Source organism: uncultured Paenibacillus sp. (genome assembly GCF_963515335.1).
Taxonomy (GTDB): domain Bacteria; phylum Bacillota; class Bacilli; order Paenibacillales; family Paenibacillaceae; genus Paenibacillus_I.
In genome coordinates, this window is the sequence record NZ_CAUPYC010000045.1 from 21,998 (window position 1) to 33,261 (window position 11,264).

The 11,264-nt window shown below is 59.7% G+C and carries 11 protein-coding genes; all 11 read right to left on the reverse strand.

Annotated elements, in window-relative coordinates:
• Nucleotides 1-32 precede the first annotated feature (32 nt).
• The 11 genes from tilS to mazG all read right to left on the reverse strand — a co-directional run bounded on the left by tilS (nucleotide 33) and on the right by mazG (nucleotide 10,642).
• Nucleotides 33-1,514: a tRNA lysidine(34) synthetase TilS gene (gene tilS, locus RWM61_RS14050; RefSeq protein WP_314001842.1), complete on the reverse strand. Its 1,482-nt coding sequence runs from the start codon at nucleotides 1,512-1,514 to the stop codon at nucleotides 33-35.
• A gap of 99 nt (nucleotides 1,515-1,613) precedes the next feature.
• A complete protein-coding gene (locus tag RWM61_RS14055) occupies nucleotides 1,614-2,555 on the reverse strand; it encodes a protein kinase domain-containing protein (RefSeq protein ID WP_314001844.1) in 942 nt (313 codons plus the stop codon).
• A complete protein-coding gene (locus RWM61_RS14060; protein WP_314001846.1) occupies nucleotides 2,539-3,264 on the reverse strand; it encodes a hypothetical protein in 726 nt (241 codons plus the stop codon). Before RWM61_RS14060 ends, RWM61_RS14055 begins: the two co-directional genes overlap by 17 nt.
• A 72-nt stretch (nucleotides 3,265-3,336) precedes the next feature.
• Nucleotides 3,337-5,829 (reverse strand): stage II sporulation protein E, encoded by a 2,493-nt coding sequence (gene spoIIE, locus RWM61_RS14065; RefSeq protein WP_314001863.1) that lies wholly within the window; start codon nucleotides 5,827-5,829, stop codon nucleotides 3,337-3,339.
• A gap of 478 nt (nucleotides 5,830-6,307) precedes the next feature.
• A complete protein-coding gene (locus RWM61_RS14070) occupies nucleotides 6,308-6,835 on the reverse strand; it encodes a S1 domain-containing RNA-binding protein (protein ID WP_314001848.1) in 528 nt (175 codons plus the stop codon).
• A 127-nt stretch (nucleotides 6,836-6,962) separates the two neighbouring features.
• Nucleotides 6,963-7,286, reverse strand: coding sequence for a septum formation initiator family protein (locus RWM61_RS14075; protein ID WP_314001850.1), 324 nt, complete (start codon nucleotides 7,284-7,286; stop codon nucleotides 6,963-6,965).
• 11 nt (nucleotides 7,287-7,297) lie between these two features.
• Complete coding sequence (yabQ, locus tag RWM61_RS14080; protein ID WP_314001852.1) at nucleotides 7,298-7,900, reverse strand: spore cortex biosynthesis protein YabQ; 603 nt, start codon at nucleotides 7,898-7,900, stop codon at nucleotides 7,298-7,300.
• Complete coding sequence (gene yabP, locus RWM61_RS14085; protein ID WP_036582847.1) at nucleotides 7,897-8,178, reverse strand: sporulation protein YabP; 282 nt, start codon at nucleotides 8,176-8,178, stop codon at nucleotides 7,897-7,899. The genes yabQ and yabP overlap by 4 nt, the downstream gene beginning before the upstream one ends.
• 149 nt (nucleotides 8,179-8,327) lie before the next feature.
• Nucleotides 8,328-8,606 (reverse strand): RNA-binding S4 domain-containing protein, encoded by a 279-nt coding sequence (locus RWM61_RS14090; RefSeq protein WP_314001857.1) that lies wholly within the window; start codon nucleotides 8,604-8,606, stop codon nucleotides 8,328-8,330.
• 2 nt (nucleotides 8,607-8,608) lie between these two features.
• On the reverse strand, nucleotides 8,609-8,881 hold the full coding sequence (locus RWM61_RS14095; RefSeq protein WP_314001859.1) for an HU family DNA-binding protein: 273 nt from the start codon (nucleotides 8,879-8,881) through the stop codon (nucleotides 8,609-8,611).
• A gap of 174 nt (nucleotides 8,882-9,055) precedes the next feature.
• Entirely contained in the window at nucleotides 9,056-10,642 is a 1,587-nt protein-coding gene (mazG, locus tag RWM61_RS14100) for a nucleoside triphosphate pyrophosphohydrolase (protein ID WP_314001861.1), read from the reverse strand.
• Nucleotides 10,643-11,264 lie beyond the last annotated feature (622 nt).

Genomic DNA, 11,264 nt, shown 5'->3' on the forward strand with positions numbered 1-11,264 from the left:
CCGAAGACCGCCCGGTGCTGCGGCATTGTGCTTTAATCGCGTGCTTCTTCTTCATGCTCCATCATCGCTTCGCCGCCGTGCGCGGACGTGTCCTTCCATTCGAGACGGAGCAGCCTTTGCGTCGCGGCCGTCACCGGCGCAGCCGACGAACGGCGCAAGCCGGGAATCCACAGCAGCCGGCCCTCCGCGTCCCAGACGAGCGGCAGCCGGTCCCTGAGGGACGGAGCGATCTTCTCATCAACGAACATATCTTGCACTTTTTTGGAGCCGTTTAATCCCATGACGGACATTCGGTCGCCCGGACGCCTTCCGCGCACCGTCAGCGGAAACCGGACTTCGTCGGCGTCGAACTCGGCAGAGTTGCGCCCTTGCGCTTGCCGTCCGGTTTCGCCCGCTTGGCGGCCGGTCACCCGGATAACCAACTCTCCGGGCGTTTCCGCTACGAACAGCCGCTTCTCGGTTTCGCCGGCCATCCCGCCGACGATATAGAGCAAGGATCCGTCACCGGGCCTCGCATTTTCATGCGTCCAGCGGAGCGTTTCGTACTCGCGCAGACAGCGGATGCCGCTTCCGGCGTCGATCGACCACGTCGTCGGCGCAGGCGCGATGGCGGCCGTCCGGATCCGTTCAACCCGCTCAAAAGAAGCGGACTCTTGTGCCGGAGTGAGATAGTTTAATATTAGTTTAATCAATCTCCTTTGTAAAGCGACAGGCAGGTCCAGCAAGGCGTGCCGGCCGACCTTCCATCCGCCCTCCACCCGCCTGGCCGAGGCGCGGAAAACGCTCTCCGCCGCAGCGTCCAAATATTCATCCTCCGCGGCGCTGATCTCCGCCAGACGGACCAGCGATTCCGCGATGTTCGGATTGTACTTTTCGAGAAAAGGCAGGATATCCAACCGCACCCGGTTGCGGAAATACCCGCGCTTGGCGTTGCTCGCGTCCGTGCAATAGCGTAAACCCGCGATCGCGCAATACGCGATAAGGTCTGCCTTGTTCATACGCAGAAAGGGGCGTATGAGTTCCACGTTTTTTTCCCGCCGCTTGGCGGCCATGCCGGAGAGCCCCGTCGCCCCCGTCCCCCGCAGCAGCCTCATCAGCACGGTTTCGGCCTGATCGTCCGCGTGATGGGCGAGCGCAATCCGCGCGGCGCCATACCGTTCCGCCACTTCATGAAGAAATCCGTAGCGCTTTGCGCGCGCGGCCGCCTGTGGGTTCATGCCCGTCTCCTCAATATACGCCGGGACGTCGAAAAAAACGGTCTCGCATGGAATGCCGAGCCCGCCGCACAAGCTGCGAACCGCCTCGGCCTCCGCAGCCGATTCCGCTCCGCGGAAGCCGTGGTCGACATGCGCCGCCACGATTTGCAAACGCTCCGCCGGAGCCAGAGCATGGAGCACATGGAGCAAGGCCGTCGAATCGGGCCCGCCCGACACGGCGACCACGATCGTGTCGCCCGGCAACCACAGCTCTTCGCGCCGGGCCGTATCCCGGGTCCGCTTCACCAGTTCCTCCATGACCCCACACCAACCTCTTCCCAATCATTACACGGATGCCGACAACGTCAAACACCGCCATCTACCGGCAGAAAAAGCGGCATGCCGGCGATCCGGCCCTCATGGAAGCCCGAGCGTCAGCATGCCCTCCGCCATCATCCACGCGATCGTCGCGACCAGCGCCGCTATCGATCCGGCGAACAATCCTTTCATCCAACGCGGCGCCGCGGGCCGCTTCATCCGGACACCGGGCCCGCGCATCAGCCGCTGCCAGGCCGCCGCCCCCTCGCGGGCGTTCGTGAAGCCGCCTTGGAACGCTTTGCGCAGCCATCCGGAGAACGGCCTAAGCGTCGGATTCCCTTCAGCCAGCTTCAGCAGCTCGTCCGCGACCCGGTTCTGCGGCAGCAGCGACTGCGTTAAATGCACGAGCCGCCTGCCTTCAAACAAATGCACGCAAAGCACGCCGAACGAGAACAGATCGTAGGAACCATCCGCGGTCCGGGGCCCCGCGTTCCAATAGCCCCGGTCGTATATCTCGGTGAATTGCCGGACGCTTCTGCCCGCCGCCGTCACGCCGCCGTAATCGACCAGCTCGACCCGGCCGTACTCCCCGGCCAGCACGTTCTCCTGTTTCAAATCGCCGAAAGCCCATCCCGCCTCGTGAAGCGCGGCGAGCTTGCCGAGAAGATGGAAGCCGATCAGCGGGAACCAGTCGGTGCCTTCCTTCTCGAGAAAATGGTGCAGCGGCATGCCGCGCACGTAACGCATCACGTAGAACGGATAGTCCCGGCCGGCTGCGTCGCTGTAATCGTCAACGGCGACAAGAAACGGCTCCGAGCCGGACTTCTGCAGCCTGAGATTTTTCAGCACGTTGATCTCGGATTGAATGTCGACCGCGTCGTTCCCGACCTTGAGCGCATACCAAAGCCGGTTGTGCTCGACCAGATATACTTTGCCGTTGGCGCCTTCGCCCAGCAGCCTTTCGATTCGGTAGCGCCCCTGCTTCCACTTGCCCGTGAGAACCATACCGGGCTTCAGCCGGAGATCAAACGACGTAGTCACCCATCATCCCATCCGTTTCTCTTCTGTTGTAACTACCATAATCGTCTTTTCGGCAAAAATCAACAACCTGAATGATCGCCGGTCCTGTCGGCGTCGTCCCGCGCATCTGCAGCCGCGGGAGAATCCGTTTCATGCCCTGCAGGTTGCCGGTCCATTCCAAATCGCATACGCAGCCGTCGCCCCGGGACGATTCCGGAAAATGAAAAACGGCGATCTCGCTTTTTCCGACGCGGGCCTGCAGGCTGAGAACAAGATCGCGGATCGCGTCCTCCACGGCCTGCAGCTTCGGCTTCATGCTGGCGCTCGCGTCGATCAGCAGCGCCACCCTCAACGCCGACGTCTCGCCGAGCTCGTCGATGACGCGAACCACCTCGCCGCGTTTCTCCGGCGGCAGCGATTCCACCGATTCCCCGCCGAACACCTGCTTCAGTTCCTTGTTCACCGCTTGGCGGATCGTCGTCATGACGGTCGCGCGCGTCATCATCTGGACGGTCTGCGACAGCTGGCGGGTATTGACCAGGCGGCTGATGCCTCCGCCGGCCTTCGCAATCTCGGCAATTTCCTCCCGCCCGGCCAACGCCGTTTCATCCGGCTCCATTACGCCGACCACATTGACCGTGATGCCTTCGGCCCAGGCGTGCGCGGCCGCCACAACCGGACTCAGCCCCACATTCGAGCATCCGTCCGTTATCAATAATATCTGCTTCATAGGTCGCCCTCCTCCGATATCGAATCTACCGGTTCTCTCTACCAGCATGTCCGATTCCGGAAGGATTTAACCTCAGCTGACCGTGCGCGGCCGCTCGAACTTGGGCATGCCGGTCCAGCGGAACGTCGCCCATTCGGGCTGGTGTTTCTTCACCTGCGCGATGACGACGGTCATGTCGTCGACGATGTCGCCCTGGTGATACCGCACGACCGTGTCGAGCAGCTCGTTCGCCATCTGCTGCGGATCCGCGGCTTTCAGCTCCTGGATGACGCGCTTCATCCAGAGCTCCTTGTTCACCGCATGGCCCGGCGCGTCGTAAATGCCGTCGGTCATCATAATAAGCGTGTCTCCCGGATACAGCTGCACCCGGATCAAGTCGACGTCGATATCGTGCAGGATGCCGATCGGCAAATTGTTGACCGAAATCGGAATGACGTCGCTGCCTCTCTTGATGAAGCTGGGCGTGGAGCCGATTTTGAGGAAAGTCGTCTTCGCCGTATACATATCGATCAGCGCCAGATCGACGGTCGCGAACACCTCGTCGGAAGAGCGGAGCAGCAGCACGGAATTGACCGACTTGATCGCCAGCTTCTCATCCATTCCCGACTGCAGCAGCTGCTGAAGAATATCGAGCGCCGTGCTGCTTTCCAACCGGGCCCGCTCGCCGTTGCCCATCCCGTCGCTGACGGCGACCGCGAACTTCCCGTTGCCGAGCTCGACCGCGCTGAAGCTGTCCCCGGACAGCAGGTCGCCGCCTTTCGCCGCGCCGGCGATGCCGGTCTCCACCTCGAACTCCTTCGCCGAACCGAACGTCACCGACGCCGGCTGTCCGCTTTGCTCGGCGAACCGTTCGCTCATGACGGCAATCGGCTCGCCGAGAATATCGCTGAGGAGCGGCGCCACGATTTTCCGGCATTCATCGTAGCCTTTCCCGAACGTATGCGCCACCTCGATCTCGACATTCCCCGCCTCCAGGCTGATGATGTCCACCGACTGGATCGACAGGCCGAGCCCCTCCAGCGCCTCGCGGATCTGTTCCTCCTGCAGGTGCATCTCCTGCCCTTCGCGCCGGATCTCCTTCGCCAGATCCTCCATAATCTGCGACACGCCGGACAACTGGTCGGCAACGAGAAGTTTCGACTCCTGTATTTGCTTGCGCCAATGCTGGTCGTGCTCGAACAGGTCATACTGTTGGCGCATGACGGCCAACACCTGATGCGGCCGCACGCAATGGGCGGTCCACTCCTTCGGGAGCTCCTTCGTGGCGGAACGCCGGTTGCCCTCCACGGACAACATCATATCGGTCATCACTTTATAGGTTTGATAGAACTTCTTGTCCCAGCACATATCTTTGCGGAAGCATGTCGCGCACGACCTTTCCGCGACGGCATTCATGAAATGCGTCTTGTCGTCCTCCTTGCGCCGCCAGGCATCCGTCTCCAGCGTCTGCCCGAAGCTGCGCGACAGCTGCCGGAACACCTCGGAGAACTGCGCCACCCGCTGCGCCGTGACGTCCCGCACCCGCCGCGCGTATTCGTATTGGATTTTCGTATGCTCCGACGTGCCTGGCACGAAGCGCGCAATGGTCCGCATTAGAATGCGCGGCGTCAGCATAAACAATCCGGCGGCGAGCACCGACTCCCATGTGGATGTCATGACATCGGCTTGTCCGCCTATGTAAATGGACAGGATCGACGTGCCGACCAGCATGCCGAACGCCACCGCCGCCTTTCCGCCCTCGCGCAGCAGCCCGGCCAGCAAGCCCGAGAAAGCCAGCAGGCTCATCTGCACGATCGCCCCGAAATCGGCCAGGCTTAAAATAAGCCCCGCCACCACGCCGACCGAGGCGCCGAGCGGCGCGCCGCCGACCAGCGCGAACAGCAGAAGCACATAGCGGGACATGACGTGCTCGACGGACAGTCCGTTCACCTGCCAGCCGACGGCTCCCGTCATGATGCAGGCGAGCAGGATCATCAGGCAGATGATTTCCTCGTTGCGCAGGGAAGTCGTTTTCTTCGTCATGGTGAGCACAGGCACGGCCTGAATGAACACAAGCGTCAGCACAAACGCCAGTCCCGCCTCGGCGAACACCATCATCAACCGGTACCAATCCAGCGTCTCGCCGATCACGACCCCGAAAAGCCGAACAAGCAGCGTAGATATAAATACGAGCAATGGCGCATAGGATAGTTCGGATCGTTCATATGCCTCCAACCCTTTGACGAGCAAATAAAAAACGGCGAGCTCCACGGCGATCCAGACGGTCGATGGCGTAAGCGCAAACCAGCTGCCGGCGATGAGCGCAAGTGCGACCGGGATGTAGGTATCCTTGCGCAAATAATAGACGACCGCAAAATAAGCGATCGCAAAGGGAGCGAGCGTCTCGAGAATCATGGCCCTGCCGAGCAGGAACGCGACGACAGTTAACAGGAACGTCCATTTTTTCGCAGCGATCATTTGAACGGCTCTTCCGGTTGCAGCCCGCTTCCAGCCTTTGCGCACCGCCTCCTTGACGAGGCCCTTCCGCTTCGCGCCTGGAAACATCACCAGGTTATGCTTGTCCATCATTCGGCACCACCTATTCCGGATTTTTTGGGGTGACTCCCATTATAGGGGGGCGCGAACAGGATGTTTGTCAGAACCCGTATGCGGGCATGAAGTTTTTTCCGACAGCGGAACAGCGGAGTGTGCGATTTGTCGCAGAACGGTGAAGCGCAGCCGGCGCGCAGGTTTGAGCTTGAAAGGCCCGACGCTTCGCGGCGGATTCGCCAACAAAAACCGGGGGCCCTCCGCCGGGAAATGAACGCGCTTACCGTCCGAACCTGTCGGAGTTGATGGAGATATACAGGAAAGTATTTGGCATACGCGTCCGAAAGACGCAAAAGCGGGATGCCGCCGGCCCGTGTACCGTTTCCGGTGTCGATGCGCGGCAGCGGCGGGCTCGATAGCCTTGACTTCGGGCTTGGAATACGAAACCGCGGCAGGCTCCGAAACAGCAAAAAAGCAGAACCCGCCGGGCTCTGCTTGATGTCCGTTTATTATGCTACACGCGCTTGGCGCCGCGGCCGCCGCGCTTGCCTTCGGTATTTTTCTTCAGGGAAGAAATCCGTTCCTCGCTGTCTTTCAGGAAACGGGACATTTTATCCTCAAAAGATGGCTTGCCCGGATTCGCTTTAAACCCGCCGCGTCCGCCTCCCCCTCTCGGGAACCGGTCGCCTCCTCCGCCGCCTTGGCGCGGGAACGAGCCTCCGCCTCCTCCGCCTTGTCGTGGGAACCGCTCTCCACCGCCTCCGCCTGCAGGACGTTCCCGCTGCGGCGGTACGTAACCTTCCGGCCGGTCGATGGCTTGTTTGATGGAAAGACCGATTTTTCCGTCCTTATCCACATTGATCACTTTCACCTTGACGATATCGTCAATCTTAAGGTGATCCTTGACGTCTTTGACGTAATTATCGGCAATTTCAGAAATGTGAACGAGCCCCGTGACACCCCCCGATAAATCGACGAATGCCCCGAAATGCGTAATGCCGGTCACTTTGCCCTCTAATTTGGCTCCCACTTCAATTGCCATGAATAAAATGTTCCTCCCTAGGATTTTTGCGAAGCAAAAATCAACTTCGTAAGCATAATTTGATTTTTGCGATTGTACCGTGATTATAACCGAACGCCGGAAGCAAGGTCAACAGACGGTTGCCCCGTCATTCCGCCTTTTCCGTAACGTGAATCGGCTTCTCGCCGGGCACGATCATGTCCTGCTCCTTGCGTGCAAGCTCGCGGATATATTCGGGGTCGCCAAGCCGGTCGATCTGCTGCTGCAGCCTTGCGCTTTCCTTCTCGCCCTCGGCAAGCTTCTGCTGGACGCCGGCCAGCCGCAATGCCGTCCGGGCGTTGTCTTCCATCTGCATGACCCATGTATAAATCGCCCATGCCATGAACAGCGCAATGAAGGCAAACCAAAGCTTCAGCCGACGTTTCGAGCCTGAATGTGCGGTTGTCTCTTTGGATCCCCGGGCGTTAGCCATAGATGTACCTCCTAAAACCATTTCTTCCGAAAAGTGCCGATGATGGCTGCGATCCTGCGACAGAACCCGGTAACTCCGAGCGCCTCGGACCATCCCTTGAGCTTCGTCCACAGCGGGCCGGCCACAGGAGCCGACAGCCACCGGAAAAAAAGCCAAAACGGACGACACAATTGTAACACAATTCGGACGAGGAACAAAGTGAAAACGATGGCAAAGCCCAAAAAAATCCTGATGAGCCGGTACAGCAGCTTGACGGGACGCACGAGGAGGAGGTCGATCGTCCGGATCGAGAGCCGGATCAAGGAACGGACCGCCCCGACCAGCCAGCGTGCGAGCTTGACGACCGTTCCGCTCAGCAGCCAGAAATAGAAAGCCACGCCGATCATCAGCCCGAGAAAAACGTATACCCGCACTTCACCCTCGTTGCTCGACGCCAGCACGCGGAACACCATCAGCGTGGCGGCCGCCCAATAAAGCAGGTCCAGAACCGGAATCCACAGACGGCCGATTCTCAGCTCGTTCGACACGACCCGATAGCCGTCGAATGCCGCGCCCATTCCGATTCCGGAAGCGATCATCATGGCCAGCGTCACGAACTGGACCTGAAGGCTCACTTGAACAGCTTCCCGAAAAAGCCCTTGGATTTGTCGGCGGCGCTGCCGTCCAAGTAGGCCACGGAATGGACCATTCCTTCGATGGCGACGAGTCCTTGCTCCAAACTAAGGTGCTTCATATGAAGATTTTGACCGCGGACGGTCAGGAAACCGCATTCGGTCTCGAGCAAAAACTCTTCGCTGTCGAAGCTCTCCACATTGCTGACGCCGGTGATTTCCATCACCTTGCGGTTCAGCATTTTAATTTCCTGGCGTTTGGCCTTACCCTGTTCGATCATAGCTTGGCCCTCCTTCCTAATTCATAGGTATGGAGGCGGGACAAGATTTAGAACAGACGAGGCTACCAAAGTATTAAACGGAAACCGGCCCTTTCAAACAGAAAAACCGCCCTTGTCGTAAAGAGCGGTTTCATCATAAGGCGGCGGGCTTACCAGCCCGGTCCGCCTTCGGCTTTGCGGTTCTCTTCCTTCAGCAAAGTATAGAGCTCCGACGCTTCATCCTTTCGCGTCGTTTCGGCGGTGCGCTCGACGCGGACGGTCACCGTCTTTTGCCCGAACTGAATCGTCAGCTCGTCGCCGGCTTTGACGGTGCTGCTCGGCTTCGCTTCCCGCCCGTTGATCCAGACGCGGCCTTGCTCGGACACGTCCTTGGCGACGGTGCGCCGCTTGATCAATCTCGATACTTTGAGAAACTTGTCCAGACGCATGCTTACTTGATGGCGTCCTTCAGTTTGTTGCCGGCTTTGAAAGCGGGGATTTTGGATGCCGGAATCTCGATCGTTTTGCCCGTTTGCGGGTTGCGGCCGACACGGCCGGAACGGCTGCGGGTTTCGAATGTGCCGAAGCCGATCAGCTGCACTTTGTCGCCGCTTTGCAGCGCTTCGGTCACTTCACCGAGGAATCCGTTAAGAACCGCTTCCACATCGCGTTTTGTCAGGCCGCTCTTGGCGGAAATGTTGTTGACAAGATCCGTTTTGTTCATGATTAACATAACCTCCTAGTATCATCCGTTTAATAGTTTGGCGGCTAGTCGGCTCGCCAAAGCCTTTGATGAGTCCCGCGTTCGAAATGTAATATTCTTCTCCGGCCGGACAAATCCTGCTTATGGAAGAAAATTTTTTCGATTTTTAGGGGAAAAAGCCGATTTTTGACGAATTCACGGAGAAAATCGTTGCGACTCGCGCTTTGCTTCCTCCCACCAGCCGTCCATCTCCTGCAAATCAGTCTGGTCAAAAGTTTTGCCGTTTAAACGGAGCTTCTCCTCGATATAGGCGAACCGGCGCTTGAATTTGGCGTTCGTTCCGGCCAGCGCCTCTTCCGGATCGGCCCCGATGAAACGCGACACGTTGACCGCGGCGAACAGCAAATCGCCCAGCTCCCGCGCCTGCTCGTCCCTTCCGGCGGACGCGATCGCCTCCCGCAGCTCCGCGACCTCCTCTTCGACCTTTGCCAGCACCGGACCGAGATCGTCCCAGTCGAAGCCGACCTTCGCCGCCTTTTTCTGCAGCTCGTACGCCCGCATAACGGCCGGCAAATCTTTCGGAATGCCGTCCAATACCGATTTGCGGTCCGGGTCGATGCCTTTGCGCCGCTTCTCCTCCGCCTTCATCCGCTCCCAATTGCGCAGCGCCTCCCCGGCATCGCCGGCGCCCGCGTCGCCGAACACATGGGGATGGCGGAACAGCAGCTTCTCGTTCAGCGTCTGAATGACGTCGTATACGCTGAACGTGCCGCTCTCCTCCTCCATCTGACTATGCAGCATGACCTGAAGAATGACGTCGCCGAATTCCTCCTGCATGCCCTCCGGATCGTCGTTGTCGATCGCCTCGATCGCTTCGTAGGTTTCCTCGATGAAGTTTTTGCGGATCGACCGGTGCGTTTGTTCACGGTCCCACGGACAGCCTTCGGGACTTCGCAAAATGCCGACGATTTCATGCAGCCGGTCGAACGACCGGTTCTGCAGGGAGACGTCGGTCGAGCGCGGCACCCAAACGAGCGACAGGTTGCCGAAACCGGGAGCGCGGTCCAGCTCGTACAGCGGCACCCGGACGATCCGCTCCTCGCCTTCGATGCCGAGCGCATGCCCGATCACGACCGGGTAATCGTCCGGATATTTCTCCATCAGCGACAGCTTGACGTCCGAGGCCGTGAAAGCATCGTACACTTGCGCGATGACCGTATGCAGACGGGGCTGCAGCAAGGATGCAGCCAGCTCGGCGGCATCCAGCAGCTGGAACCCTTCGATCGGGTCGAAGCCGAGCCGGACGAAGGCTTGGTCGAGGAAGCTTTCGCCGCCGATAATGTGGAGTTCAATGCCCCGGTCGGCGCAGCGCTCCCGCAGCAGCTGCACCGTCCGTTCGGCGACCATCGGGTGGCCGGGCACAGCGTAGACCGGGCCGGAGAAGGAGGCGGGGCGTGCCGAGTCGGAACTCGCCGCGGCAGCGGCGCCGGGTGAGGCGCCGGAATCAGGCGCGGCAGCCGGGCCGGTTGGGGACGGCTCCTTCGCCAACCGGATCAACTCGGCCGCGATCGCCTCGTACACGTCGGGAAACGAGTCCGCCTGCTCATAGAGATAATCGAACGACGAATAGGACAGCCCGTGCTCGCCGAGCAGCCGCATGACGGGGTGTTTCTCCGTGCGCACATAGATGCGATCCGCCGCCTGCAGCCTCCGCCACACGCCGAGCGTCAATTGATCCGCGTCGCCCGAGCCGAGTCCTACGACCGTAATGGAACCATTCATGCCGGTTCAACCTCCTGAACGTCCGCCTGTCCGGCGACGTGAAATTTGTTTCCATTATATAGAAGAAAAACGTCAGTTTTATCGAACTTTGTGTTGCCGGACCGGCAACCTGGTAGGAGTAGAATTCAGAATAAGCATCCGGTGGCTGCTCTGTTGGATATCGTCCAACAAACCGTTGAAAAGCGGGGCAAATACCATGCTTTTATTGGAAATTGTGCAATAGAATCACCCGTTTTCCGCACCGGCAGCCATTATGGGCGAATTTGGCTGGATAGAATCCAGTATAACAGCCAGGGGAGAGTCGGCGCTGTAATACTCCTTGGATGAAATCCAATGGACTCCCCTTGCAGGTTCGACCTAATTTATGGATGAATCCGGCAGGCTCTCCTGGAAGGCACGATCGCTTGAACGTGTGCGCCCGACTCTGCATACTCGCCGCAATAATGGTTGCTCACCGGGCGGCGCCGTTGACCCATACCGGCGCATCCTGCACATACTCAGCCGCATGGAACCCGTCGCCGGATGCCAAGCATGTTGCTCGCTTGACGCCGAGCGGATCGCGCGCGCCACCGCCGCTACGGCAGCAGCCGCCACCGCCGGAGCCGGGCGGCCAGCCTGCCGC

What these genes read in the sequence shown, in the direction of transcription:
- RWM61_RS14070 (WP_314001848.1), bottom strand. Translation starts at nt 6,835, where the DNA reads ATGGCAATTGAAGTGGGAGCCAAATTAGAGGGCAAAGTGACCGGCATT.
- RWM61_RS14090 (WP_314001857.1), bottom strand. Translation starts at nt 8,606, where the DNA reads ATGCGTCTGGACAAGTTTCTCAAAGTATCGAGATTGATCAAGCGGCGC.
- tilS (WP_314001842.1), bottom strand. Translation starts at nt 1,514, where the DNA reads ATGGAGGAACTGGTGAAGCGGACCCGGGATACGGCCCGGCGCGAAGAG.
- RWM61_RS14060 (WP_314001846.1), bottom strand. Translation starts at nt 3,264, where the DNA reads ATGAAGCAGATATTATTGATAACGGACGGATGCTCGAATGTGGGGCTG.
- mazG (WP_314001861.1), bottom strand. Translation starts at nt 10,642, where the DNA reads ATGAATGGTTCCATTACGGTCGTAGGACTCGGCTCGGGCGACGCGGAT.
- yabP (WP_036582847.1), bottom strand. Translation starts at nt 8,178, where the DNA reads ATGATCGAACAGGGTAAGGCCAAACGCCAGGAAATTAAAATGCTGAAC.
- RWM61_RS14095 (WP_314001859.1), bottom strand. Translation starts at nt 8,881, where the DNA reads ATGAACAAAACGGATCTTGTCAACAACATTTCCGCCAAGAGCGGCCTG.
- spoIIE (WP_314001863.1), bottom strand. Translation starts at nt 5,829, where the DNA reads ATGGACAAGCATAACCTGGTGATGTTTCCAGGCGCGAAGCGGAAGGGC.
- RWM61_RS14075 (WP_314001850.1), bottom strand. Translation starts at nt 7,286, where the DNA reads ATGGCTAACGCCCGGGGATCCAAAGAGACAACCGCACATTCAGGCTCG.